Source organism: Deinococcus aetherius (genome assembly GCF_025997855.1).
Taxonomy (GTDB): Bacteria; Deinococcota; Deinococci; order Deinococcales; family Deinococcaceae; genus Deinococcus; species Deinococcus aetherius.
The window spans coordinates 1,328,332-1,351,262 of the sequence record NZ_AP026560.1 but is presented as its reverse complement, the minus strand read 5'-3'; the positions used below and the strand labels follow the sequence as shown (position 1 = coordinate 1,351,262).

Annotated in this window: 27 protein-coding genes; 13 read left to right on the top strand and 14 right to left on the bottom strand. The window is 69.8% G+C overall.

Annotation, left to right across the window (positions count from 1 at the left end; all coding sequences use genetic code 11):
- Nucleotide 1: 1 nt before the first annotated feature.
- Complete coding sequence (tsaD, locus tag DAETH_RS06780) at nucleotides 2-1,012, bottom strand: tRNA (adenosine(37)-N6)-threonylcarbamoyltransferase complex transferase subunit TsaD (protein ID WP_264777156.1); 1,011 nt, start codon at nucleotides 1,010-1,012, stop codon at nucleotides 2-4.
- Nucleotides 1,013-1,189: 177 nt separating this feature from the next.
- Here tsaD and DAETH_RS06775 point away from each other — a divergent pair, with 177 nt between their 5' ends.
- Nucleotides 1,190-1,924, top strand: a complete 735-nt coding sequence (locus tag DAETH_RS06775; RefSeq protein WP_264777155.1) for a class I SAM-dependent methyltransferase — start codon at nucleotides 1,190-1,192, stop codon at nucleotides 1,922-1,924.
- Nucleotides 1,925-1,928: 4 nt separating this feature from the next.
- Here the strand turns inward: DAETH_RS06775 and DAETH_RS06770 are convergent, their stop codons facing one another.
- The 4 genes from DAETH_RS06770 to DAETH_RS06755 form a co-directional block, all read right to left on the bottom strand.
- Nucleotides 1,929-2,327: a barstar family protein gene (locus DAETH_RS06770; protein WP_264777154.1), complete on the bottom strand. Its 399-nt coding sequence runs from the start codon at nucleotides 2,325-2,327 to the stop codon at nucleotides 1,929-1,931.
- Nucleotides 2,324-2,767, bottom strand: coding sequence for a ribonuclease (locus tag DAETH_RS06765; RefSeq protein ID WP_264777153.1), 444 nt, complete (start codon nucleotides 2,765-2,767; stop codon nucleotides 2,324-2,326). The genes DAETH_RS06770 and DAETH_RS06765 overlap by 4 nt, the downstream gene beginning before the upstream one ends.
- A 51-nt stretch (nucleotides 2,768-2,818) precedes the next feature.
- Entirely contained in the window at nucleotides 2,819-3,814 is a 996-nt protein-coding gene (locus tag DAETH_RS06760; RefSeq protein WP_264777152.1) for a heme-dependent oxidative N-demethylase family protein, read from the bottom strand.
- Nucleotides 3,815-3,889: 75 nt separating this feature from the next.
- On the bottom strand, nucleotides 3,890-4,717 hold the full coding sequence (locus DAETH_RS06755) for an undecaprenyl-diphosphate phosphatase (RefSeq protein ID WP_264777151.1): 828 nt from the start codon (nucleotides 4,715-4,717) through the stop codon (nucleotides 3,890-3,892).
- Between the two features lie 71 nt (nucleotides 4,718-4,788).
- Here DAETH_RS06755 and DAETH_RS06750 point away from each other — a divergent pair, with 71 nt between their 5' ends.
- From DAETH_RS06750 to DAETH_RS06715, 8 genes are all read left to right on the top strand, one after another.
- Nucleotides 4,789-5,592 (top strand): aminoglycoside phosphotransferase family protein, encoded by an 804-nt coding sequence (locus DAETH_RS06750; RefSeq protein ID WP_264777150.1) that lies wholly within the window; start codon nucleotides 4,789-4,791, stop codon nucleotides 5,590-5,592.
- A 151-nt stretch (nucleotides 5,593-5,743) separates the two neighbouring features.
- Nucleotides 5,744-6,541, top strand: coding sequence for a 30S ribosomal protein S2 (gene rpsB, locus DAETH_RS06745; RefSeq protein ID WP_264777149.1), 798 nt, complete (start codon nucleotides 5,744-5,746; stop codon nucleotides 6,539-6,541).
- 92 nt (nucleotides 6,542-6,633) lie between these two features.
- Nucleotides 6,634-7,437, top strand: coding sequence for a translation elongation factor Ts (gene tsf / locus DAETH_RS06740; protein ID WP_264777148.1), 804 nt, complete (start codon nucleotides 6,634-6,636; stop codon nucleotides 7,435-7,437).
- 118 nt (nucleotides 7,438-7,555) lie between these two features.
- Nucleotides 7,556-8,263 carry a UMP kinase gene (gene pyrH / locus DAETH_RS06735; protein WP_264777147.1) on the top strand — a complete coding sequence of 236 codons (708 nt, stop codon included), beginning with the start codon at nucleotides 7,556-7,558 and terminating at the stop codon, nucleotides 8,261-8,263.
- 74 nt (nucleotides 8,264-8,337) lie between these two features.
- On the top strand, nucleotides 8,338-8,889 hold the full coding sequence (gene frr, locus DAETH_RS06730) for a ribosome recycling factor (protein WP_319993737.1): 552 nt from the start codon (nucleotides 8,338-8,340) through the stop codon (nucleotides 8,887-8,889).
- 112 nt (nucleotides 8,890-9,001) lie between these two features.
- Nucleotides 9,002-9,832, top strand: coding sequence for a phosphatidate cytidylyltransferase (locus DAETH_RS06725; RefSeq protein WP_264777145.1), 831 nt, complete (start codon nucleotides 9,002-9,004; stop codon nucleotides 9,830-9,832).
- 135 nt (nucleotides 9,833-9,967) lie between these two features.
- A complete protein-coding gene (gene dxr / locus DAETH_RS06720) occupies nucleotides 9,968-11,134 on the top strand; it encodes a 1-deoxy-D-xylulose-5-phosphate reductoisomerase (protein ID WP_264777144.1) in 1,167 nt (388 codons plus the stop codon).
- Nucleotides 11,131-12,249, top strand: coding sequence for a M50 family metallopeptidase (locus DAETH_RS06715; protein ID WP_264777143.1), 1,119 nt, complete (start codon nucleotides 11,131-11,133; stop codon nucleotides 12,247-12,249). The genes dxr and DAETH_RS06715 overlap by 4 nt, the downstream gene beginning before the upstream one ends.
- Before the next feature lie 71 nt (nucleotides 12,250-12,320).
- Here DAETH_RS06715 and DAETH_RS06710 read toward each other — a convergent pair whose 3' ends face one another.
- Complete coding sequence (locus DAETH_RS06710; RefSeq protein ID WP_264777142.1) at nucleotides 12,321-12,776, bottom strand: SRPBCC family protein; 456 nt, start codon at nucleotides 12,774-12,776, stop codon at nucleotides 12,321-12,323.
- 184 nt (nucleotides 12,777-12,960) lie between these two features.
- Here DAETH_RS06710 and DAETH_RS06705 point away from each other — a divergent pair, with 184 nt between their 5' ends.
- A complete protein-coding gene (locus DAETH_RS06705) occupies nucleotides 12,961-13,608 on the top strand; it encodes a glycosyltransferase family 2 protein (RefSeq protein ID WP_264777141.1) in 648 nt (215 codons plus the stop codon).
- A gap of 15 nt (nucleotides 13,609-13,623) precedes the next feature.
- Here DAETH_RS06705 and DAETH_RS06700 read toward each other — a convergent pair whose 3' ends face one another.
- Nucleotides 13,624-14,085 (bottom strand): MarR family winged helix-turn-helix transcriptional regulator, encoded by a 462-nt coding sequence (locus DAETH_RS06700; RefSeq protein ID WP_264777140.1) that lies wholly within the window; start codon nucleotides 14,083-14,085, stop codon nucleotides 13,624-13,626.
- A gap of 122 nt (nucleotides 14,086-14,207) precedes the next feature.
- On the opposite strand from DAETH_RS06700, the gene DAETH_RS06695 reads away from it, so the two are divergent.
- Nucleotides 14,208-14,603: a VOC family protein gene (locus tag DAETH_RS06695; RefSeq protein WP_264777139.1), complete on the top strand. Its 396-nt coding sequence runs from the start codon at nucleotides 14,208-14,210 to the stop codon at nucleotides 14,601-14,603.
- Between the two features lie 48 nt (nucleotides 14,604-14,651).
- Nucleotides 14,652-15,761, top strand: a complete 1,110-nt coding sequence (locus DAETH_RS06690; protein WP_264777138.1) for a prephenate dehydrogenase — start codon at nucleotides 14,652-14,654, stop codon at nucleotides 15,759-15,761.
- 5 nt (nucleotides 15,762-15,766) lie between these two features.
- Here the strand turns inward: DAETH_RS06690 and DAETH_RS06685 are convergent, their stop codons facing one another.
- The 5 genes from DAETH_RS06685 to DAETH_RS06665 all read right to left on the bottom strand — a co-directional run bounded on the left by DAETH_RS06685 (nucleotide 15,767) and on the right by DAETH_RS06665 (nucleotide 21,050).
- The gene (locus tag DAETH_RS06685; protein ID WP_264777137.1) at nucleotides 15,767-16,117 is read right to left on the bottom strand and encodes a hypothetical protein; all 351 of its coding nucleotides are present in this window, start codon (nucleotides 16,115-16,117) and stop codon (nucleotides 15,767-15,769) included.
- Nucleotides 16,114-17,949, bottom strand: a complete 1,836-nt coding sequence (locus tag DAETH_RS06680; protein ID WP_264777136.1) for an arginine--tRNA ligase — start codon at nucleotides 17,947-17,949, stop codon at nucleotides 16,114-16,116. Before DAETH_RS06680 ends, DAETH_RS06685 begins: the two co-directional genes overlap by 4 nt.
- A gap of 97 nt (nucleotides 17,950-18,046) precedes the next feature.
- Nucleotides 18,047-18,466: a VOC family protein gene (locus DAETH_RS06675; protein WP_264777135.1), complete on the bottom strand. Its 420-nt coding sequence runs from the start codon at nucleotides 18,464-18,466 to the stop codon at nucleotides 18,047-18,049.
- A gap of 39 nt (nucleotides 18,467-18,505) precedes the next feature.
- The gene (locus DAETH_RS06670; RefSeq protein ID WP_319993736.1) at nucleotides 18,506-20,413 is read right to left on the bottom strand and encodes an N-acetylmuramoyl-L-alanine amidase family protein; all 1,908 of its coding nucleotides are present in this window, start codon (nucleotides 20,411-20,413) and stop codon (nucleotides 18,506-18,508) included.
- A 196-nt stretch (nucleotides 20,414-20,609) separates the two neighbouring features.
- Nucleotides 20,610-21,050 (bottom strand): class I SAM-dependent methyltransferase, encoded by a 441-nt coding sequence (locus DAETH_RS06665; RefSeq protein ID WP_264777134.1) that lies wholly within the window; start codon nucleotides 21,048-21,050, stop codon nucleotides 20,610-20,612.
- Between the two features lie 45 nt (nucleotides 21,051-21,095).
- Between DAETH_RS06665 and DAETH_RS06660 the strand changes: the two genes are divergently transcribed.
- Nucleotides 21,096-21,242 carry a hypothetical protein gene (locus DAETH_RS06660; protein ID WP_264777133.1) on the top strand — a complete coding sequence of 49 codons (147 nt, stop codon included), beginning with the start codon at nucleotides 21,096-21,098 and terminating at the stop codon, nucleotides 21,240-21,242.
- 53 nt (nucleotides 21,243-21,295) lie between these two features.
- Here the strand turns inward: DAETH_RS06660 and leuB are convergent, their stop codons facing one another.
- Nucleotides 21,296-22,351, bottom strand: coding sequence for a 3-isopropylmalate dehydrogenase (leuB, locus tag DAETH_RS06655; RefSeq protein ID WP_264777132.1), 1,056 nt, complete (start codon nucleotides 22,349-22,351; stop codon nucleotides 21,296-21,298).
- Nucleotides 22,344-22,871, bottom strand: a complete 528-nt coding sequence (locus DAETH_RS06650; protein ID WP_264777131.1) for a 3-isopropylmalate dehydratase small subunit — start codon at nucleotides 22,869-22,871, stop codon at nucleotides 22,344-22,346. The genes leuB and DAETH_RS06650 overlap by 8 nt, the downstream gene beginning before the upstream one ends.
- Nucleotides 22,872-22,931: the final 60 nt, after the last annotated feature.

Sequence of the window (22,931 nt, the reverse complement as noted above, 5' to 3'; positions counted from 1 at the left end):
CCTACGCGTTCGCCAGCGGTGCGTACGCCACCGCCCCCTCGCTGAGGGCACTGGGTTCCCGCCCCGCCCGGATGGCCGCCGCTCCCGCAAGCGCGATCATCGCCCCGTTGTCGGTGTTCAGGTCCTTGCCGGGGAACACCGCCCGCACGCCGCTCGCCGCGAACGCCTCCCGCAGCGCCCGGTTCGCCGCCACCCCACCCGAGACGACCACGGTTTCCCGCCCGCACGCCTGCGCCGCCCGCAGGGTAGTCTTCACCAGGAAGCGCACGGCGGCCCGCTCGAACCCGGCGGCGAGGTCTTCCGGTTTCGCCCCGGCCTTGTGGGCGAGGAGGGCGGCGGTCTTGAGCCCGCTGAAGGAGAAGTCGAAGCCCTTCTGCCCCTGCAAGGGTTCCTTGAAGGGCACGGCGTCGGGGGCGCCCCTCAAAGCCGCCTCGCTGATCGCCGGGCCGCCGGGGTAGCCCAGGCCCGCCAACCGGGCGATCTTGTCGAACGCCTCCCCCGCCGCGTCGTCGCGTGTGGCCCCGACAAGCACGTACTCGCCCTCGCGCGGCACGTCGAAGAGGTGGGTGTGGCCGCCGCTCACCACCAGGGCAAGGTAGGGTGCTTTCAGGTCTGCCTCGCTCGCCGCCGCGAAGATGTGGCCTTCGAGGTGGTGGGCGGCGTAGAAGGGGACACCGAGCGCCTGCGCGAGCCCCTTGCCGTACATCAGCCCGACGAGGAGGGCGCCGACGAGGCCGGGGCCGGAGGTGGCGGCGACGGCCTCCAGGTCATTCACCTCCAGGCCCGCCTCCGCCAGCGCGTCCCCGGTCACCCGGTCGATGCGCTCGACGTGCTCGCGACTGGCGAGTTCAGGCATCACGCCGCCGTACTGGGCGTGGACGGTCTGCGACCACACCCGGTTCGCCAGCACCCGCGCCGAGCCGTCCGGGGCGAGTTCCACGATCCCGACCCCCGTGTCGTCGCAGGAGGTGTCGATGCCGAGGATGCGCACGGGGAACCGAGAAACGCTCATCGCGGGGAGTGTAACAGGGGGAGGCGAAACGGATGAGGCGCGTGGGCACCAACCCCGCTAGAGTGCAGGTATTCCACGAGAGGACCTGTCCACGATGCGTTTGCGCTGAGCCCCCGGACCCGACGTTTGGCCCGCCAATTCGATGCGGTGTCTTCGTTCTGTTCTGGAGGCTCACCTATGCACTGGTCCCACTCCTTCTACGAGCGGCAGGACGCCCTGACGGGGTGTTACAGCGCCCCCATCCATCCCTTCCATACCTCTCTCGCGGCGCGTGTCACGGCGCACCGGTGTCAGCCGGGAGCCCTCCTCGAACTCGGCGCGGGCGGGGGGCAGTTTGCGACCGCTGCCGCCCTCGTCGGTCATGGGGTCACGGCGCTCGACCTGCGGGCGGGGGTGGGGGGACACACCCGACTCCTGGCTGCCCAGCATGGGGTCACCGTCCACACGCTGACCGGAGACTTCTCCACCCTCGACCCCGGCGGTCCCTTCGACACGCTCTGCTACTGGGACGGCTTCGGCATCGGGGAGGACGACGAGCAGCGGTATCTGCTCTCGCGGGTGGCGGGCTGGCTCGCACCGGAAGGAGTGGCTTACGTCGAGGTCTATACCCCGTGGTACTGGGCGCGGCACGCGGGGTTCACCCGCCACGCCGAACGCCACACCCAGACCTACGGCTTCGACGCCGACGGCTGCCGGATGCTCGACACCTACGCGCCGCGCGGGGAGGAGCCCTTCACCCAGTCCCTGCGCTGTTACAGCCCCGCCGACCTGCGCCTGCTGCTGTCCGGCACGGGGTTAGGGCTGAGGGAGGTGTGGCCCGGTGGGTCCTACGATCCCGAGGCGGGGGTGTACCACCCGGAGGTTTCCCTGGGCGGGGCGATGACCTTCACGGCCGTCCTCACGCCCGCCTGAACCTCTACCAGTGACGGGGGTCGTGGTCGGGTTCCTCCGCCAGGAGCCACAGGTTGCGGTCCTGCCGGGCGGCGTCGCGCTGGGCGTCGAGGAGCACGGCTTCCAGCTCGGCGCCGAGGTGCTTGTGCCGTTTGCGGAAGTGGGCGTAATCGCACAGTACGAGGGCGAAGCGGGCGGGGCGGGCGCCCGGGTCGGTCAGGACGTCGTACAGGGCGTCCCAGTTGCGCCCGAAACTCTCGCTCAGGCCCAGGCCGCGCAACAGGGCGAGCATCAGGCCATCCTTGTCGCGCACCCCGGACAGGTCCACCTCGCGTACGGCCACCTGATACCCGGCGGCGACGATGCGCGGGTCATGCGGGGCGGGCTGGATGCCCTGGGGGGGAGCGCCAAACACGTTGATCACGGCTGGATTCTCCTGAACGAGGTGTAGTGGTCGCCGGTGTAGTAGCACTCCCCCACGCTGCGCGCCTGACCGCCACACACGATGCGCCGCGCTCCCCGGTCGTCCTCGCCAGGGGTAGGCACCGTGTACTCGCGGTAATAGCCCCGGGCGCGTCTGGGGAGGATTCCCTCGCGGTTGCCGAAGGTGCTCCCGTCCTTCGCGTACGGAAAGGGGCCGCCCGCCCGGATCAGGCTGAGGGTCCGGCGGGCCTCACGCGGGAGATCGGCAGCGGCAACGAAGGGGAGGCCGTGCCCGAGATCGCGGGCCGCACGGGTCGTGTCGGTCCGGGCCGTCTGAACCCGCGTGGCCGTGTCCTGTCCCGACCCGGGAGGCGAGCAGGCGACGAGAAGCGCACCGAGGAGGGCACAGCGCAGGAGGCGCGACGGGAGGGAAAAGCTCATCGGCACGAGTCTAGACCGCGCGGCGCCGACCCGTCTTCCCGAACGCACTCTTCAGGCGAACCTCTCCAGCCATGCGAGCAGGTCGGGGAGCAGCGGCGAGAGTCCCTTGTAGACCACCTGCTCGGGAGTCATCGTCCGCAGCGCGGCGGCGAGGGCGCAGGCATGCACGGGGTCGGCCACCACGTCCCGCAACGAATAGACGTAGGGCCGAATGGTGAAGAGGGCGCCGTGAGCCCGGGGAAAGCCGGTGAGCGTCTGACGTTCCACCCGCAGAAAGGCCCCGTCCGGGTCGAAGCGGGTGCCCTGAGCACGGTCCGGGCCCTGCGGCGCGGCGGGGTGGTGGTCGAGGCGGTCACTCATGGCGACGCCCCAGGCGAAGCGGACGAAGGGACCCCGCGTGATCACCGCGTCCATCAGCCGGGGTGCGGTGGCGTTCATCGGCCCGCTTCCGGCGACGGGCCCATGGACCGCCACGAAATCCCGCCCCAGCTTCTCGCGCGGGTCCCAGTGCTGCGGCGAGAGGACGTGCAGGGCGGCCACCCAGTCCCCGCCTTCGGGATGACGGGCGACGACGGCGAGGTCTTCGGGGACGTTCAGCCCCAGGAAGTCGAGCGCGTTCACGGGCGTCACGTCGGCAACGAGGGGGGCGAGGGGCGCGTCGAAGCGGCGCAGACCTTCCACCCCACCCCAGCGCGGGTCGAGGACCGCCGCCCAGCCGAGTGCCCGGTTGGTGAACGTCCTCCCGTCCCAGGTCATCACGCCGCCGCTCCCCTCGGCGAGGGTGCGGGCGACGAAGGACAGGGCGGCCTCCCTGAGTTCGGGGGTCAGGGCCGCCTCACCCATGTACTCGTGGAGCGCGCGGCGGTGGGCGGCGGCCTTGCTCGCCATGAAACGCGGGTACTCGCGGTCGAGGGCGAAGGTGTGCGTTTCCACCGGCTCCCCCTCGGCCCAGGGCACGGGCTGAGCGCCCAGCCTGTACAACCCCGCCGAGACGGTGTACTGCCCGGTCAGGAAGGGACGGTAGAGGGTCAGGGCCCGGTCGAACACGCCGCCAGTTTCGCAGACGGCGGAGGGTGGGGGCTCAACCCCTCCGCTCCCGTGATTCGGATACGCGGCCCGTGCTCAGGCCAGGCTCCCGTTGCTCATCACCCCGGCGGCGATCAGCACCAGGATCAGCACGCCGACGACGACCCGGTACACCGCGAAGCCCTTGAAGTTGTTCGTGGACACGAAGCGCAGCAGCCAGCCGATGGCGAGGTACGCGATCACGAAGCTCGTCACCGCCCCCAGCAGCACGTTCACGAGGCCGATCTGGGCGAGGAGGTCGCGGCTGCGGATGAAGTCGAGCAGGGCGGCGCCGCCCAGGGTGGGCACCCCCAGGTAGAAGGAGAACTGGGTCGCCGTGGGGCGGTCGAGGCCCATCACCATGCCGCCCAGGATGGAACTCGCGGAGCGCGAGAAGCCGGGCCACAGCAGGGCGAGACACTGCACCGCGCCGATCAGGAAGGAACGCCCCACGCCGATGTTCTTGATGTTGTGGATGTTCGGCGTCACGCGGCGGCTCTCGATCAGCCACATCAGCACGCCGCCCACGATCAGGGCCCAGGCGACCACGCTGGGGCGGAAGAGGGCCGCCTTGATCGCGTCCCCGAACAGCAGGCCCAGGATCACGGCGGGGATGCAGGCGACGATCACGCCGAGCCACAGCCGCTGGGTGGGCCGGTCGCGCCCGATGTCGCGCCCCTGCTGCACGAAGTCGCGCCAGTAGTACGCCAGCACCGCCAGGATCGCGCCGCCCTGGATCACCACCTCGAAGGTGTCCTTGACCTCCTTGGGCCAGGGCACGCCCATCAGGTTCCCGGCGACGATCAGGTGCCCGGTCGAGCTGATCGGCAGGAATTCGGTGATGCCCTCCACGATCCCGTAAACGATGGCGTAGAACCAGTCCATAATCCGGGGGAGCGTACCACCTCGGGCCTGGGGGCAACCTCACCACAAAGGGGGAGGTGCAGACTGGGACCGTGACCTTCGACCCCTACCTGCGCCGCTGGAACCTCGTGCCGGACGGCGAGCCCATCCACACGAACAGCAGCGACCTCCTGCCCGTGCGCCTCGCCGGGAAGCCCGCCATGCTCAAGGTCGCCCGGGTGAACGAGGAAGAGGTCGGCCACCGCCTGATGGTCTGGTGGAACGGCGAGGGCGCGGCCCGCGTCCTGCGGCACGACGGGGAGGCCGCCTTGTTGGAACGGGTGGAGGGTGATCTTTCCCTCGCGGAAATGGTCCGCGCCGGGCAGGACGACGAGGCGAGCCGCATCCTCTGCGCGACCGTGGCGGTGCTGCACGCGAGGCAGGCCCGGCCCTGGCCGGAGTTGACGCCCCTGGAGCGGTGGTTTCGGACGTTGGAGGAGCTGGCGCCACAGGTGGGAGGCGTGCTGGCAACATCCCTGGAAACGGCGCGACACCTCTTCCGGGAACCCCGCCACCTGCGTCCCCTCCACGGCGATATCCACCACGGCAACGTCCTCCACAGCCGCGAGCGGGGCTGGCTGGCGATTGACCCCAAGGGGCTGATCGGCGAGCGCGGCTTCGACTACGCCAACATCTTCTGCAACCCGGACCCGGAAACGGCGACACGACCCGGGCGGTTGGCACGGCAGACCCACGTCGTCGCGGCGGCAGCGGAACTCGACCAGCAGCGTCTTTTGCAATGGGTGCTTGCCTACGCAGGTCTCTCCGCCGCGTGGCATCTGGAGGACGACGAGCCTGACCTCGCCGCCCCCACGCTGGAAGTCGCCCGGATTGCCGCCGCCGAACTGGGCTTCTGACCTGCTATACTCCCCGTTTGGGTGCCCCCGTGACCCTGCCCCCGCGTGCTCGAACGTCGCGCGCGGGCCTGGCCGAGCAAGCGTCACTTCCTGACGTGCGGCTGGCGCGAGGACGGCAAACTTTTTCCCGACCAACGTTCAGGAGTCAGACGTGTCGTACATCAGCATGAAGCAGCTTTTAGAGGCGGGCGTGCACTTCGGGCACGAGACCAAACGCTGGAACCCCAAGTTCAAGCGCTTCATCTTCGCGGAGCGCAACGGCATCTTCATCATCGACCTGCAAAAGACCCTCAAGCAGATCGACCGTTCCTTCGACTACATCAAAGACCTCTCCGAGCGCGGCGGCGTGATCCTGTTCGTCGGCACCAAGAAGCAGGCGCAGGAGATCGTGGAGCTGGAGGCCCGGCGCACCGGGATGCCTTTCGTGACGAGCCGCTGGCTGGGCGGGATGCTGACCAACTTCCGCACCATCCGCACCCGCATCGACCGCCTCAACGAACTCGACGACATGTTCGAGTCGGGCGCCGTCAATAACCGTCCCAAGGCCGAGCGCATCGAACTCGGCGCCGAGCGCGAGCGGCTGCTGCGCTTTGTCGGCGGCATCCGCAAGATGACCCGCCTCCCCGACGCGATCTTCGTGGTGGACCCCACCAAGGAAGTGATCGCGGTGCAGGAGGCCAACAAGCTCGGGATCCCCGTGATCGCGCTGGCCGACACCGACTCCGACCCTGACGTGATCGACTACATCGTGCCCGGCAACGACGACGCGATCCGCTCGATCCAGCTCATCACCCACCGCATCGGTGACCTCGTGGTCGAGGCGCGCGGCGGCGGTGAGGACGTGAGCGGGGCGCGCGTCGAGGAAGGCAACGCCGAGATCGAGGCCGCCGAGGAAAACGTCGAGGGCGACACCACCCAGCTCACGAGCAGCCAGGGCCGCGCGGGCTAAAGGCGCCGACCTCGCACATTCGGGGGCGTCCGGCGCGAGTGCGGGCCGCCCCCTTCTCAAGACCAAAAATCCAGACCCAGGAGGTATCCCTCATGATGGAATCGATCAAGAAGCTGCGCGAACTGACCGGCGCGGGCATGATGGACGTGAAAAAGGCCCTCAGCGACGCGGGCAACGACGAGGACAGGGCGATTGCCCTGCTGCGCGAGCGCGGCATCGTGAAGGCCGCCAAGAAGGCCGACCGCGAGGCGAAGGAGGGCCTGGTCCGCTTCGTGGTTCAGGGCAACCGGGGCGCCATCGTCGAGGTCAACAGCGAGACCGACTTCGTGGCGCGCAACTCCGACTTCCAGGCGCTCGTGGAGCAACTCGCCCAGGCGGCGCTCCAGGCGGGCACGAACGATGTCGAGGAGTTCCGCAACTTCTCCGTGAATGGCGACACCGTGGGCAACACCGTCGCGGCGGCGGCGGGCAAGATCGGCGAGAACCTCGTCCTGAACCGCGTGGCCTTCATCGAGGCCCGTGACGGTGAGACGCTGGCCGGGTACGTCCACTCCAACGGCAAGATCGGCGTGCTCGTGGACCTGTTGGGAGGCACCGAGGCGCAGGCGAAGGACGTGGCCCTGCACGTGGCCGCCGAGCGCCCGCAGTACCTGACGCGCGATGAGGTCAACAGCGAGGACATCGAGAAGGAGCGCGAGATCCTCACGAACAAGGCGCTCAACGAGGGCAAGCCGCAGCAGATCGTGGAGAAGATCGTCCAGGGTCAGATCGGCAAGTTCTACGAGGAGAAGGTGCTGCCCGAGCAGCGCTTCGTGAAGGACAACAGCGTGACGGTGGGGGGCTACCTCGGCGGCGCGCAGGTCAGGCGCTTCGTCCGGTTCGAGGTCGGCGCGTAAAGAATGGGGGGCGGCCAAGCAAAGCCGCCCTTCTTCTTGAGCCGCCCCTCCCCTCCCCTGCCCGGCGGCTCCCCTGTGGCCCGCCGGGTTTTTCTCGCTTCTGGAACGAGGTGCAACTGTGTACAAACGCGTCCTGCTCAAGCTCTCCGGTGAATTCCTGTCGGGAGACTCCGGATTCGGCATCAGCCCCGACACGACGGCGGACCTCGCCCGGCTGGTCACGGGGGCGCTGGGGGGCACGGGGGTCGAACTCGCGGTCGTGATCGGCGGCGGGAACCTGTGGCGCGGCGCCCGCAACGGCAAGGGCATGGACCCCGCCACCGCCGACTACATCGGGATGCTGGGCACCGTGATGAACGCGATGGCCCTGCAAGACGCGATGGAGGCGACCGGCCAGCCCACCCGCGTGATGACGGCCATTCAGATGCACGCCGTCGCCGAGCCCTACATCCGCCGCCGGGCGATGCGCCACCTCGAGAAGGGCCGCGTGGTGATCTTCGGCGGCGGGAACGGGGCGCCCTTCTTCACGACGGACACCACCGCGACCCTGCGCGCCCTGGAGATCGGTGCCGACGTGGTGCTGATGGCGAAAAATCAGGTGGACGGCGTGTACGACTCCGACCCGCGCAAGAACCCGGACGCCGTGAGGCTCGACCACCTCAGCCACCGGGAGGTCGTCGAGCGGCGCCTGGAGGTCATGGACGCGACGGCGCTCACCCTGTGCATGGACAAGGGACTGCCCATCGTGGTCTTCGACCTCTTCCAGGAGGGGAACCTGCGGCGCCTCCTCACCGGGGAGCGGGTGGGCACGCTCATCGAGAGTTGAGCCGGGGCGGCACATCTTTTCCTCACGGGCTAGAATCGGCCTCGACTTCCCGATCCTCTGCAAAGGAGACCCCTATGGCGGACATGAAGGCCATTAGCGTAGACACGCGCGAACGTATGGGCAAGGCCATCGAGGCGCTGGAGAACAACCTCAGCGTCTTGCGCACGGGCCGCGCCAACCCCGGCATCCTCAAGAAGATCACGGTGGACTATTACGGCTCCACAGTCCCCGTCGATCAGGTGGCGAGCATCACGACGCCCGACGCGCGCACGCTCGTCATCACCCCCTGGGACCGGGGGGCGCTCGGGCCCATCGAGCGGGCGATCCGTGACAGCGACCTGGGGCTGAATCCCAACAACAAGGGCGACACCATCTTCATCAGCCTGCCGATGCTGACGGAAGAGCGGCGCAAGGAGCTGGTGAAGAACGCCAAGAACTACGCGGAAGACGCCCGCATCGCCATCCGCAACCTGCGCAAGCACGCCCTCGACGAGGTGAAGAAGCTCGAAGGCATCAGCAGCGACGACATCAAGCGCGCTGAAACCGAGGTGCAGAAGATCACCGACGAGTACATCGGGCGGGTGGACCAGACCTTCGCCAAGAAGGAGCAGGACATCCTCGGGTGAGGCCCGCTGCGTTCGTGGGCTCGTGGCCCGTGGCGTGTGGCCTGCGGCAGAAGAGGGGACTTCCCCGGCAAGCCGCGAGCGACACGCCACGGGCCCCCCGTCAGGGGCGACTATGGAATCCCTGAGCACCCGCGTCCTGACGTCGGTGGTGGGCTTTACCATCATCAGCCTGCTCGTGTGGTTCGGGTGGGTGACCCTGCTGCCCACACTCGTGCTGCTGTCGGTGATGGCCCTCTTCGAGTACATCCGGATGCTCGACCGCAACGACATCGACGTGCGGCGGGTCAGCCTGGCGGTGTTCGGGACGGCCCTCATCGTGGCGAGCCTGCCGCTGTGGCCGCAGACGCCGTGGCCGGGCGGCTCGTGGCGCGAGGCGGTGCTCACGGTGGCGCTGGGCTACATGCTCGTGATGGAGGTCATGCGGCCCGGGGAGCGCCCGCTGGAGCGCATCGTGTACTCGATGTTCGGGCTGCTGTATATCCCCTGGCTCCTGGGGTACTTCCTGCTGCTGCGCTACAGCCCGAACGCGGGAGACGGCCTGCTGTACTTCGCGCTGCCGCTGCTCGCCACCTTCGCGGCGGACATCGGCGGGTACTTCGGCGGGCACTTCTTCGGTCGGCGCAAGCTCGCCCCCGAGGTCAGCCCCGGCAAGACGGTGGAGGGGGCCATCGGCGGCCTCGCCTTCAGCTTCGTGACGGTGCTCGTGATGACGCAGCTCACGCGCATCTGGTCGCCGCTCGACGCCCTGCTGTACTCCATTCTGGTCGCCAGCGCCTCGCAACTCGGGGACCTCGCGGAGAGCCTGCTCAAGCGGGCGCTGAAGACCAAGGACTCCGGGAGCAGCCTGCCGGGGCACGGGGGCTTTCTCGACCGGCTCGACAGCCTGCTCTTCGCGGTTCCGGCGACGTATCTGTTTTTGAACATCAACGTCTTTACGAGGTAAGTGGGAAGTGGTCAGTGGGAGAAGAGGCCCCGGCGCAGGCTGGGGCTTTCGCGTCTGTCGTCCTTCTCCACTGACAACTGAGCACTCACCACTCACCACTGTTTCCCCCACCCCCATGCGCCATCCTGTCTCCCCATGAAGCTCACGGTTCTGGGCAGTACGGGCAGTATCGGCACGCAGGCGCTCGACGTGGCGCGGGAGCGCGGCTGGACGGTGGGCGCACTTGCGGCCGGGCGCAACCTGGACGCGCTGGAGGCACAGGTGCGCGAGTTCCGCCCCGAGGTGGTCAGCGTGGCGGAGGAGGCGTTCTCCGAAGCACAGGCACGATTTCCGGACATGCGGGTGATCGCCGACCCCGCCGAGGTCGCGGCCCTCCCGGCGGATGTGGTCGTGAACGCGATGAGCGGGCTCCTCGGCCTCGCCCCCACCCGGTCGGCGCTGGAGGCGGGCCGCGCGGTCGCGCTGGCGACGAAGGAGGCGATGGTCACGGCGGCGAGCCTGATCTGGGGGGCGGCGGCCCTCGGCGGGGGACGGTTGGTGCCGGTGGACTCCGAACACACGGGCGTCTACCAGTGCCTCACGGGCGAGGACATGGCGGACGTGGCCGAACTCATCCTGACGGCGAGCGGCGGCCCCTTCCGTGACGGCCCGGCGGACCTCTCCGGCGTTACCCCGGACCAGGCCCTCCGGCACCCCTCGTGGAGCATGGGCCCCAAAATCACCATCGACTCCGCCACGCTGATGAACAAGGGGCTGGAAGTGATGGAGTGCGCTTCGCTCTACGGCCTGCCCCTCTCGCAGGTGGACGTGGTCGTTCACCCGCAGAGCGTGGTCCACGCGGCGGTGCGCTTCCGGGACGGCAGCCTCAAGGGGCAGTTCGGGCCGACGGATATGAGGCTCGCCATCGCCTACGCCATCGACGCGGCGCCGACGGGGATGACCCGGCCCGGTGACGTGCAGGGCGCGCGGCGGGGGCCGGAGGTCGCGGGTCACCTTGGCTGGCCCATGCGGGGAAACTGGGAGTTCCGGGAGCCGGACGCGGCCCGTTTCCCCTGCCTGGGCCTCGCGTACCGGGCGGGTGAGGCGGGCGGCCTCCTGCCCACGGCGCTCAACGCGGCGGACGAGGTGGCGGTGGCGGCCTTCCTGGCGGGGAGAATCGGCTTCACCGCCATCCCGCGCCTGATCGAGCGGGTGATGGACGAGACACCTGCCGGGACGCCGACCTGGGAGACCTTGCAGGAGACGGAAGGCTGGGCGCGGACCCGGGCGGAGGAACTCGTGAGGACGGGGGTGCGGGCGTGAGTATCCTGCAAAGCATCGGGGCGGCCCTGACACCGGTGGGCCTGCTGTGGACCCTCCTGATCATCGGCGTGGCGACCTTCCTGCACGAGTTGGCACACTACGCGCTGGCAAAGAGGCAGGGGGTGCCGGTCAAATCCTTCAGCGTGGGGATGGGGCCGGTGCTGCTCCGCAGGGCGTGGCGCGGCACCGAGTGGCGGATCAGCCTGCTGCCCATCGGCGGGTACGTGGAGATCGAGGGCATGGCGCCGGAGGAAGGGCCGGGGGGTACGTACCGCCAGCCCACGCGGGGTTTTGCGGCGCTGCCCGCCTGGGGCAAGGTGGCCGTGCTCCTCGCCGGGCCGCTGATGAACCTCGTGCTGGCAATTGGGCTGATGACGGCCAACTTCAGCGCACAGGGCATCCCGGCCCTCGACCGGGTGCGGATCGAGTCGGTGCGGGAGGGCTCGCGGGCGCAATCTCTCGGTCTCCGGCCCGGGGACGTGGTCACGGCGCTGAACGGGCGGGACATTGCGGAGACGATCACCGTGAGCGGGCAGACCCGTCCCGGCTGGGAGAGCCTGCGCGACCTGCTGACCACCCCGGGCCGCAAGACGCTGACGGTCGAGCGGGGCGGGGCGGCGCAGGAGGTGACCTTCGACTGGCGACCGCGCGTGAACGGCGCCCGGCAGCTTCTCGGCATCGGGTACGGGCCGGACGTTCAGCCTGCCAGCGTGCCCACCGCTTTCGTGACCTCACTCCAGACGACCGCCGAGGCCGTGCCGCAGATTCTGCGGGCGTTCGGGAACCTCTTCGCCCGCTTCTTCACCCTCGACCTCTCGCGCGACGAGAACGTGACCGGGCCCATCGGCACGGCGGAGGTCGTCAGCCAGGCGGCGCGGGTGAGCCCCTGGGCGCTCGTGCAGGTCGCCATCCTGCTCAACCTCTCGCTCGCCTTTTTCAACCTGATCCCGATTCCCGGGCTCGACGGCGGGCGCATCATGCTCGTCCTCGTCGGGGCGCTGCGGGGCCGCCCGCTCTCGCTGGCGCAGGAGCAGGTGATCAACGTGGCGGGCTTCGCGCTGGTGATGCTGCTGATGGTGTTCGTGGTGGTGCGGGACGTGAGCCGGTTTTTCTAGAGCAGTCAGCTTTCAGCGGTCAGCAAAAGAAAGGGGCCCGCTCGGGATGGCGGGCCCTTTCGACATCTTGCTCAGGTCGCGGCGCTGGGTTCCTCCTTGCCGCCCCGGCCCTCGACGAAGTTCTGAATGGACTCCAGGGCCTTGTCGATGCCCTCCTGAATCTGGTTGTCGGAGGGGGCCTGGCCGGGCATGTCCTGGTTGGGGGCGCGCTGGGGGTCGGGCTCGAAGCGGAGCTTGACGCTGACCTGGGAGCCGTCGCCGTCGGGCATGACCTCCAGGGTGCCGGAATAGCTGATCTCGCCGTCACTGCCCCACTCCAGGCGGTGGTTCTGGGCGTCCTGGTGGAAGTGCCCGTCGGCCTGGTACTGGTGGCCGTTGGCCTCGCCCTCGACCGCGACCCGTTCCTCGCCCTGGGGCTCGGCACGCTTGGTGGTGGGCAGGTAACGGGGGAGGTTGCGCACGTCCGAGACGAACGCGAAGACCTCGTCGGGAGATGCCTGGATGCGGCGGGTGCCTTGGTATTCCATGAGGGGCCTCCGGGGGAGTGGGGCTGAAGGTGTCCGGGCGGTCAGTCTCAGCGTAGGCGCCCCCCGGAGAGGAAGCGTGAGGCGAGGGGAACGGCGGGCTTTAGTTTCCGGCGCGCGATACATTTCCTTCACGACCCGGCGGTCAGCCGACCTCACGCGGCCCGAAGCCTTACCATGAGCCCCGATGGGGCAGGCAGTGGCGCGCGTGGCGGTCGTGATTCCCGCCTTCAACGAGGAGGAGACGGTGGGAGACGTAGTCCGGGTCGCGCGGGAACTCACGCCCGACGTGGTCGTCGCCAGCGACGGCAGCAGCGACCGCACCCCACAGGCAGCGCGCGAAGCCGGGGCACAGGTGGTCGAGCTGAGCGAGAACGCGGGCAAGGGCCCCGCCCTCAAGGCCGCGCTGGAGGCCACGGACGCCGAGTACGTCGTGATGCTCGACGCCGACCTGATTGGCCTGACGCGCGAACACCTGGAGGTGCTGCTGCGGCCCGTGCTCGCCGGGGAACTCGACATGGCTATCGGTGTCTTCGAGGGCGGCGGCTTTGTCACCGACTGGGGGAACAAGCTCACCCCGCACCTCAGCGGGCAGCGGGCCTGCCGCCGGGAGTGGCTGCTGGAGGTCCCGCGTCTGGGCGAGGAACGGTGGCCCGAGCCGCCCATCACCGATCACCTCAAGGCCACGGAGGCACGCTGGGGCTACGTGGAACTCCCGCAACTGCGCCAGGTGCTCAAGGAGAAGAAGCGCGGCTTCTGGAAGGGCGTGGGCTTCCGCACGAAGATGTACGCCGACCTGCTGACGTACCGGGCGCGCAAGAAGCGGGAGGGGTGAAGCGGGAGAGCGGCGTCATCGTCCCCCTCCCCTCCCCTCCTCCCGGTCCAGCGCAAGGAGCAGGCGTTCGAGCAGGGTGACCGCCCGGCTCAGCTCCGACTCGCCCACGGCCTCTCCCACCCGGTTGGCCCAGTCCTGTTGGCTCGCCTCGATCACGTTCAGGACCTCCTGACCGAGAGGCAGGAGCCGCAGCAGTTTCGCCCGCCGGTGTTCGGGGTTGTCCTCGTACGCCGCCAGGCCGTCCTCGACGAGCAGGTCGGCGGTGCGCTGCACGCTCTGGCGGGTCAGGCCCATCGTGCGGGCGATGGCCGCCACGGTCATGGGCCGCTCGTCGATCACCCCCAGCACCTGCCAGCGCGCACTCGTCTGCCCGACGGGCGCGGTCATCCGGTCGCCCGCCTTGAGCAGCGTGCCGTTGAGTCGAAAGATCAGCACGACGAGATCGGAAAAGGCCAGGCCAGCCGGGGAGTACGCCACAGCATTGACAGGATACTGTCGAAATGAGTAGAGTGCTTGTCTTGACAGAGTGCTGTCAACTTGGCAGCGGGGAAGTCCGCTGGTTTCCGAGGGGAGCCCGGACAGCCCGCAGGAGGTCGAGCATGAACGTTACCGCGTCTGCCATCTCGCTCAACGTCGCCGATGTGGCCGCCTCCGCCGGGTTTGCCCGTAGGCACTTCGGGTTCGTGCCGGACATGGAGGTCGAGGGGGTGATGTCCTCGCTGGCGAGGGAAGACGTGGGATTCAACCTGATCTTCCTGCGGACCGGACTGGAGACGTTCAAGCCGGGGCGCATCGCCGGGCACGCGGGAGAAGGGCTGCTGGTCGTCTTCGTCGTGGACGGAATCGACGCCGAGTACGAGCGGCTGCGGGCCGAGGGGGTGCCCGTCGTCACGCCCATCGAGACGGAGCCGTGGGGGGAGAGGTACTTCCAGGTCGAGGACCCGAACGGGGTGATCTTCCAGCTCGTGCAGTGGGTGACGGAGCCTGGAGCCTGACCGAACAGCCCCCCGGCCCGCCCGGGGACGCGTGCTAGCCTCCCCCTCATGACCGACCCTGCCGCGCCCGTGACGCCCGCCCCGCTGTTCGATACGGCCGTCGTGGCGGGCGTGGGACTCATCGGGGGAAGCGTGGCGCTGGGGCTGCGGCAGCGGTTTCTGGCCCGGCGGGTGATCGGGCTCGACAACAGCGTGGAGGTGCTGCGCGAGGCGGAAGCGCTGGGGGTGGTGGACGAGGTGCGGGCCACGCCGGGCGAGTGGCTGCGGGACGCCGACCTCGTGGTCCTCGCCGCGCCGATGCGGTCGCTGGCACCGCTGGCGCGGGAACTGGCCCCGTGGCTGTCACGGGGGGCGCTCGTGACCGACGTGGGCAGCGTGAAGGCCGGGATCGCCGCCGAGATGGAGGCGCTGGGGGTGCGCAACTTCGTCGCCGGGCACCCGATGGCGGGCAGCGAGCGGGGCGGGGTGACACACGCGCGGGCCGGGCTGCTGGAAAACGCCGTGTGGGTTCTGACGCCGAGCGACCACACGCCGCTGACGGCCCTGAGCAAAGCCCGCACCCTGGTCGAACACCTCGGCGCGGCCCCGGTCGTGATGCCGCCCGACGCGCACGATCAGCTCGTGGCGACGGTGAGCCACCTGCCGTACCTCGCCAGCCTCGCGCTGACGCACATGGTCGCGCGGGACGAGCGGCTGAGCCTGCTCGCGGCGGGGGGCTTCCGCGACCTGACGCGGGTGGCGAGCGGCGACCCCCGCATGAGCCGCGACATGGTGGTGGAGAACCGCTCGGCCCTGCGCGAGGCCCTGTCCCGCTTCCGGCGGCAGCTCGACCGCCTGGAGGCCGACCTCGACGAGCCGGACGACCTGCTCGACGCGGCGCAGGAGGGCAAGCGCACGCGGGACAGCCTGCCGGTGGTCAAGCGCAGCCTCCTACCCCCCAAACACGACCTCGTGGTCGCGGTGCCCGACAGGCCGAACCAGATCGGCGCAGTGACCCAGGCGCTCGGGGAGGCGGGCGTGAACATCAAGGACATCGAGGTCCTCGCCATCCGCGAGGAGGGGGGCGCGATGCGGCTAGGGCTGGAGAGCCCCGAGGACGTGCGCCGGGCGGGCGAGATTCTGAGCGCGGCGGGCTTCGAGGTGCGGGCGCGGGGGTGAGGGGGTCAGTCCTCCCCGAACTGCCGTCGGAGCCGCTCGGCACCCATCCGGGAGACGCCGTGGCAGACGGTGGAGAGGGCCGCCTCCCCCTCGATGGGGTGACGCAGCAGCAGGTTGACGAGCAGCCATGCCAGCGGTTCGGACCGCCAGTTGCCCTCCGCCACCCAGCGCAGCCACAGGTGGAAGAGGGCGGCGGCGTTCCCGGCGTGGGCATCAGCCAAGCGCTCACAGAACGCGGCCATCTCCTCGACGCTCCCGAAGGGACTGAAGGGGATGAAATGGGCCAGGGTTTCAAGCGCCCAGACGAACTCCAGGGCCGCGCGGTACTCGGTCAGGCTGGCCCAGTCCCCGCTCACATCGCGCTTGGCACCTCGATCCCGATGAGGGCCAGCGTCTCCTCGAAGCCCCTGCGCAACCGGGCGACGAGGGCGAGGCGGGCCTCACGCAGACCCTCGGGGCTGTGGAGGACGTTGGTAGCGGACTTCCCGGCCTTGTCCTTCGCGTTGAACCAGGCGTTGAAGGCGGTGGCGAGGTCGAGGGCGTACTGGGCGACGACGTGCGGTGAGTGGACGCGGACGCTTTGAGCGACGACCTCGGGCAACTTGGCGACCATCTTGGCGAGGGTGAGGTCCACGTCGGGCAGGGCGGCCCAGTCGGCTCCCGTGCCGCCTACGGCGTACCCGGCTTCCTGCGCCTTGCGGAGAATACTTGCAGCGCGAACGGCGGCGTACTGCACATAAGGAGCCGCATCCCCGTTCAGAGCGAGCGCCTGCTCCCAACGGAAATCAATCTTGCGCGTCGGCTCTGCCTTAAGCATGGCGAAGCGGATTGCACCGATGCCCACGCGACGCGCGATCTCCGCCGCATCCTCTTGGTCGAGGTTGGGGTTGAACTCGGTCAGGACAGCTCTCGCCCGCCGTTCGGCCTCGTCCATCGCCTCGTCCGCACTCACGGCGATGCCCTTGCGCCCGCTGATCGTCTGCCCCTCCAGGGTCACGAAGGCGTAGGAGAGGTGGATGCTGCGTTCCTCCTCCTGCGGGTGACCCGCCACGCCCAGGGACGCCCGCACGATCTTCTGCGGGTGCTCCTGCCGCGAGTCGATCACGTTGATGACCTCCTGCGCGTGGCCGAAGCGGCGCTCGGTGTCGGGCTGCCCGTCGGGGGCGCTCGTCCAGACCGTCTTGCCCTCGGGGTCCCGCATGAAGGGCTTGAATTTCATCCCCTCGAAGAGGCCGAATTTCCAGAACTGGTAGCCGATGTCCTTGGCGGCGTACATCGCCGTGCCGTCCGAGCGCATCAGGACGACCTGGGGCTCTTCGAGACCAGGCATGAACTCCGACACGTCCATAACGAAAGCGCCCGCGTACTTGCCCCCTTGCGGGTGCGAGGTGGAGCGGCTCTCCTCCAGGATGTTCATGGCCTGCGCGAGAAAGCCGCTGCCCACCACGTCCGACTCCCAGTTCAGGAGATCGTAGCGGGCGCCCAGCCGGAAGCAGGTTTCGAGGTGAGCCCTCACGACCTTCTCGATCTCGCCGCGAAGCTCCCCGGCCTCCAGGCGGTGCATGACGGCGCTGATGCCCTCCTCCAGGCTGGGCTTCTCGGGGTCGGCGTTCAGGCGCACGTAGCCTTCCCCGAGCCAGTGGTCGTACTTCTGCACGCCGTTCCAGACGCGGTGGTAGTGGCCGACCGCGAAGAGGGCCTCCGCCGCCTGGCGCCCGGTGTCGTCGATGTAGTTCTGGACCTCGACGGTGTGCCCCGCTGCCCGGAAGATGCGGGCCATGCTGTCGCCCAGCACCACGTTCCGCAGGTGGCCGACGTGCAGTTCCTTGTTGGGGTTGACGGAGGTGTGCTCGATGACCACCTTGCCGCCCCTGGCCTCGACTTCGGTAGGGTTCTCGACCACCCCGCGCACGAACTCGCCCACGTCCACGAAGAAGTTGAGGAAGGGGCCGGTGGCCTCCACCCGCGCGATACCTGCCGGAAGCTCGACCTTCCCGGCGAGTTGCGAGGCGACCTGCGCGGGGTTCCCGCCGAGCGCCTTGGCGATCTGGAAGGCGGCGGGGGTGCCGTAGTCGCCGGGCTTGTTCGCGGGAGTCTCCTGAATCACGACCAGCGAGTCGGTGACAGGGGCACCGAGCGCGGCGGCAGCCTGTTCGACGGCGGCCTTGAGTTGAGCCTTGAGGTCCATAACCGGGGATTTTAGCAGCGGGAGGCGGCTGGGCGCGGCGACCCGGCATCACCGGAGCCGTGCAGGACCGGAATCGAGCCAGGGCGGAGCGGTCGTCTCACGGCGCCTCTCCAGCCCCTCGCCCGACGACGTTGCCCCGTTCGTCGGTGATCAGGAGGCCCCGGCTCAGATCGAGGAGGACCAGCCGATTTCCCCAGGGGTCCAGCAAAACGGCGCAGCGGCCCACCTGAACGTCGAACGGCGGCTCCACGACACTTCCGCCCGCTTGCACCACGGCCTCCGTGGCGGCGTCGGCGGAAGAAACGAGGAGGTTGACCTCCAGCTCGGGCCGCTCCGTCCGAAGCACCAGTTCGGCGTCCGTCTCGGGCATCCTCAGCCCGGCGGCGGTCGCCGTTCGCCAGAGCAGTTCGTGGCCCAGGCAGTCGCGGTAGAAGGTCAGGCCAGCTTCGAGGTCGGGCACGGGAATCTGCAAGCAGTCGACCTTATGAAAGAGTGGGCCTGGGCGCGGCAAGTCCATAGAGCGTTCTCCTCCCGAGGTGAAGCGCCCCCACCGGGCTCAATCCTCCCTCGCCTGGTCTGCGTAGAAGTCCGTGATGCCCGCCGCGATGGCCTGCGCGAAGCGTTCGCGCCTGCCCGGGTCCATCAGGACGCGCAGGTTCCCCGGATCGGTGAGGTACGCCGTCTCGACGAGGAGGCTGGGCTGGGTGGTGGGCCGGGTGAGGGCGAGGTCGGCGCCGGGCTTGAGACCCTGCCCCGGGCCGAGGTCGGGCAGCGTGCGGTGCAGGGCGGCGAGGATGGCGGCGGCGGGGGCCTGCGCCTGCGGGTGGGTGAAGTACACCTCCGGGCCACGGATGCCCCGGGGATCGCGCCCGTCGGGCAGGGCGTTGGCGTGGATGGAGACGAGGAGGTCGGCCCCTTTCTCCTCGGCGAGCAGGCCGCGTTCGTACAGGCCCAGGGTCACGTCGGCGTCGCGGGTGAGCACCGCGTCGGCGCCTTGGGCACGCAGCAGTTCGGCCACCCGGCGGGCGATGGGGAGGGTCAGGTCCTTTTCGGGCACCCGCAGGCTCCCGGCCCCGCCGAACTGGGTGCCGCCGTGTCCCGGGTCGAGGACGATCACCCGCCCCGCGAGGGGACGCACCGGGTCGAGGGTCGGCGGGCGGCGCACGGTGAGGAGCAGGTCGTCCCCCTCGTACCCGGCCGTGAAGCCCCACGTCTGCGCCTGCGTCAGGTCGAGGGTCAGCCGCGTGACCCCGAGGGCGACGGTCTCGATCTTCCCCCCGGCGATCAGCGGGTCGGCGAGGGGCGCGGCGAGGGTGGGCGGCGTGACCAGCCCGTACAGGGTCAGGGCCAGGCGGCGGCCCTCCCCCTCCTGGGCGACGGTGAAGGGGACGCGGGCGCCGCCGAGGGGAACGCGGACGCGCAAGTCCTCCCCGGGGGCGTCAGCGGGAGAACCAGCAGGCAAGGCACCCTCCGGCGTACTCGTGGGCACGAGCGGCGTGAAGGGAAGAGCCGGGAGCAGCGGGACGGGGGGAGTCTCCTCGGCAGGCCCGGCGTCCAGCCCGACCTCCCCACCCGTGGCGGGGGCGGGAATCCCGGGGGTCACATCCAGTTGCTTCGCGCTGATCAGCACGCTCACACCGGGCGCGAGGCGGGCGCGCACGTCCTCCCCCACCCGCCCGACGAGCGTGAAGGTCATGCCGCCTCGCGGGTACAGGAAAGGCTTTCCCTCCTGGGTGGTCGTCACGTTGCCCGCGTCGTTCAACCCCAGGCCGCGCACCGTGCCGGGCCGCTGGGTACCGGTGCGGAGTCCCTCACCCGTACTCGTCAGAGGCCCGGGGGCCGTGGCCGTCAGCGTCCTGCCGTCGCGCCCGGTGAGGCGGACCGTCACGGCGGCATTCTCCAGCCGGGCGGCGACGGGAACCACGTAGGCAGCCTCGTAGCGGCCCGGCTCGACCTCCGGCAGCGGGGACCACGCCCCGGTTCCCACGCGAAAGGCCGCCCGCCCGCCCGGCGAGCCCCGGAAGGACACGGGCACACGGCGCTCGTCCGGCGAGTCCCGCGCCGCGTCCCAGAACTCGTACGCCGCGCCCGGCGTCACGCTCTTCCGGTCAATCGAGGTGGGGGTGGCGGGCAGCGGCCCGGTGGCCGTGCGAATGACCCGCAGCGTCCGCGTGCCTGTCTGCCCGTTCAGCGTCGTGACCAGCCGCAGGTCGTTCGTGCCGACGCGCAGCGGCCACCACAGGATGAAGAGGCCGTCGGGCCCGACCTGCGCGGGCTGCCCGCCCACCCTGAGCCTCGCGCCGGGCGGCACGCTTCCCTCCAGGATCACGTGATCGAACGCGACCCGGTGCCCTTCCGGCGGGTAGGCGACGAACACCTCCGGCGCCGCCCGCGCGGCGGTCAGGGCGGGGACGGCGAGCAGGGCGAGGGTGAAAAAGGCGCGGCGCATAGGGAGGTCTACCACGCGGGGGAAAGGGAAGGAAGAGGCTCCCGAGCCTCAGTCCACCCGGCCCACGATCAGGGCAAGTTCCAGCCCCCTCCTCCCAAAACCGGCACCCCACGTCCACTTCCGCACCCACCCCACCTGTGCCCGGGCGGGTACGAGGCGGTGACTCAGGGCCTCCCTCGGCCCCACCCAGCAGCGTGAGAAACCAGGCGCGTTACGTCTCGTTCACCCTGGGGACGTGTTCGAGGTGGAGAAAATCACTCCGCCCGGTGCCAGGCAGGCACAAATCTGCCTGCAGAGCGTCCGCTTGCGCCCGTCGGGCAGGGGGGTGGATGGCGAAGCCGCTCACCACCGCGTCGAAGATGCCCAGGTCGGGCAGCGGGTCGTTCAAACCGTGGTGAGCTACCCTCACGCCAGCTTGTCCCGCGAAACGAACACGGGCCGCGTCGAACATCGTCTCCGACGCGTCGAGCGCCATACCCTCCGCGTGCCGGAAACGCGAGCGGACTGGAGCGAGCAGGCGACCGTCGCCGCACCCAGGATTCAGCACCCGCCGGGTGTGCGCGGGCAGGAAGTCGAGGAGCAGCCGCTCCCCCACCTCCCGCTGGGGCACGGCGTCCTGCGTGGCGAGGCAGGCGCGGGCGTACTGGGTCATGGGGCTCCTCGGGAACGGGACGGGCCGGGACACGTAAGCTGGGTCATGCCCACCCCCGGAGTGATGGACCTGATCGTGCTGCTGGCTTTCCTCGCGCTGCTGTTCGGTCTGTATGTGATCGTCAGGGTGATTCGCCGCGCGTGGGACGGGGGCCACTCCGCACGCCCCCGGGATCAGAAAGACAAGCGGTAAAATGTGGAGCGCAGAGGCACCTCCCCTTCCTCTGCGCTCCGCACGTTCCACCCCTACCCGACGCTCGGGCTCGCCATCGCGTCCAGCACGGCGTGGGTAAAGGTCCGCGTGTCCGCCTTGCCGCCCAGGTCGCGGGTGGGGTGCTCGCGCAGGGCCAGGGCGACGGCGCGGTCGATCTGGTTGGCGGCCTCGGGGCGGTGCAGCGAGTGGCGCAGCAGCATCCCCGCGCTCATGATCGCGGCGGCGGGGTTGGCGATCCCCTGCCCGGCGATGTCGGGGGCGCTCCCGTGGATGGGCTCGAAGAGGCCCGGGCCGTCTCCCAGGCTCGCGCTCGGCATCAGGCCCAGACTGCCCGGAATCACGGCGGCGAGGTCGGAGAGGATGTCGCCGAAGAGGTTCTCCGTGACGATCACGTCGTAGCGGCCGGGGTCGGCCACGATCAGCATAGCGACCGAGTCCACGTACTCGTGGTTCAGGTGGACGTTGCGGTACTCGCGGTTCCGCAGGGCGGTCACGTCCCGGCGCCACAGTTCGGAGACCTCCAGCACGTTCGCCTTGTCCACGCTCGTCACCCGGCCCCGGCGCTGCTCGGCGGCCCAGAAGGCGACCCGGGCCACCCGCTCGACCTCGGGCGTGGTGTAGCGCATGGTGTTGTAGGCCGCGCCGCCCTCGATCCGCCGGTCTCCGTCGAAGTAGATGCCGCCCAGCAGCTCGCGCACGATCAGGATGTCCACCCCGCGCGCCAGCTCGGGCTTGAGGGGCGAGAGGTGTTCCAGCCCCGGCTGCACGCGCACGGGCCGCAGGTTCGCGTAGCAGCCCAGCGCCTTTCTGAGCGCGAGCAGGCCGCTCTCCGGGCGCAGGTGGCGCGGGAGGCTGTTCCAGGGGCTGTTCTGCGGGCCGCCCACGGTGCCGAGGAGGACGGCGTCCGCATCCCCCAGGGCGTCACGGGTGCGCTGGGGGAACGGGTCGCCGTCACGGTCATACGCACCCCCCCCGATGGCGTGCTCCTCAACCTTCACGTCAGGAGCAACCTCGCGCAGCACCTCGACGGCGGCGGCGGTGACCTCGGGACCGATGCCGTCGCCGGGAAGGGTGACGACCTTAGGCATGGGTGGGCTCCCCCTGGGCGGCCTGCGCGGCTGCCGCGTCATCCCGCTCCTTCATGTACTCCAGCCAGCCGCCCGCCTTCTGCACGTCGAGGGCGAACTGGGGCACCGGAACGAAGGTCAGGGTCTGCCCCGTCCGCTTGTTCGTGATCGTGCCGCCCTTGAGGTCGAGATCGGCCTCGTCGCCGTCCGCAAAGGCCTCCACGATGCCCGCGCACTCCAGCGCGAGGAAGCCGTTGTTGATCGAGTTGCGGTAGTAGATGCGCGCGAAGTTGGGGGCAATCACGGCGGACACCCCCGCCCCACGCAGCGCCCAGACGGCGTGCTCGCGGCTCGACCCACACCCGAAGTCGGCCCCGGCGACGATGATGTCGCCACTTTGGACGCGCCTCACGAAGCCCTTGTCGTAATCCTCCATCGCGTAGGGCGCGAGTTCGGCCTCCACGTCGGTCGTCAGGTGGCGGGCGGGGATGATCTCGTCGGTGTTGATGTGGTCGCGGGCGAAGACGTGGACCTTGGGCATGGGGACTCCTTGAGGCAGACGGTGGGTCGGATGAAAGGGCACAGGTGGAGTTGGTGTTTC

Bases quoted from the DNA above. Each gene is read 5' to 3' on its own strand.
- tsaD (WP_264777156.1), bottom strand. From the start codon at position 1,012: ATGAGCGTTTCTCGGTTCCCCGTGCGCATCCTCGGCATCGACACCTCC.
- DAETH_RS06775 (WP_264777155.1), top strand. From the start codon at position 1,190: ATGCACTGGTCCCACTCCTTCTACGAGCGGCAGGACGCCCTGACGGGG.
- DAETH_RS06765 (WP_264777153.1), bottom strand. From the start codon at position 2,767: ATGAGCTTTTCCCTCCCGTCGCGCCTCCTGCGCTGTGCCCTCCTCGGT.
- DAETH_RS06755 (WP_264777151.1), bottom strand. From the start codon at position 4,717: ATGGACTGGTTCTACGCCATCGTTTACGGGATCGTGGAGGGCATCACC.
- tsf (WP_264777148.1), top strand. From the start codon at position 6,634: ATGATGGAATCGATCAAGAAGCTGCGCGAACTGACCGGCGCGGGCATG.
- frr (WP_319993737.1), top strand. From the start codon at position 8,338: ATGGCGGACATGAAGGCCATTAGCGTAGACACGCGCGAACGTATGGGC.
- DAETH_RS06725 (WP_264777145.1), top strand. From the start codon at position 9,002: ATGGAATCCCTGAGCACCCGCGTCCTGACGTCGGTGGTGGGCTTTACC.
- dxr (WP_264777144.1), top strand. From the start codon at position 9,968: ATGAAGCTCACGGTTCTGGGCAGTACGGGCAGTATCGGCACGCAGGCG.
- DAETH_RS06710 (WP_264777142.1), bottom strand. From the start codon at position 12,776: ATGGAATACCAAGGCACCCGCCGCATCCAGGCATCTCCCGACGAGGTC.
- DAETH_RS06705 (WP_264777141.1), top strand. From the start codon at position 12,961: ATGGGGCAGGCAGTGGCGCGCGTGGCGGTCGTGATTCCCGCCTTCAAC.
- DAETH_RS06695 (WP_264777139.1), top strand. From the start codon at position 14,208: ATGAACGTTACCGCGTCTGCCATCTCGCTCAACGTCGCCGATGTGGCC.
- DAETH_RS06690 (WP_264777138.1), top strand. From the start codon at position 14,652: ATGACCGACCCTGCCGCGCCCGTGACGCCCGCCCCGCTGTTCGATACG.
- DAETH_RS06680 (WP_264777136.1), bottom strand. From the start codon at position 17,949: ATGGACCTCAAGGCTCAACTCAAGGCCGCCGTCGAACAGGCTGCCGCC.
- DAETH_RS06675 (WP_264777135.1), bottom strand. From the start codon at position 18,466: ATGGACTTGCCGCGCCCAGGCCCACTCTTTCATAAGGTCGACTGCTTG.
- DAETH_RS06665 (WP_264777134.1), bottom strand. From the start codon at position 21,050: ATGACCCAGTACGCCCGCGCCTGCCTCGCCACGCAGGACGCCGTGCCC.
- DAETH_RS06660 (WP_264777133.1), top strand. From the start codon at position 21,096: ATGCCCACCCCCGGAGTGATGGACCTGATCGTGCTGCTGGCTTTCCTC.
- leuB (WP_264777132.1), bottom strand. From the start codon at position 22,351: ATGCCTAAGGTCGTCACCCTTCCCGGCGACGGCATCGGTCCCGAGGTC.
- DAETH_RS06650 (WP_264777131.1), bottom strand. From the start codon at position 22,871: ATGCCCAAGGTCCACGTCTTCGCCCGCGACCACATCAACACCGACGAG.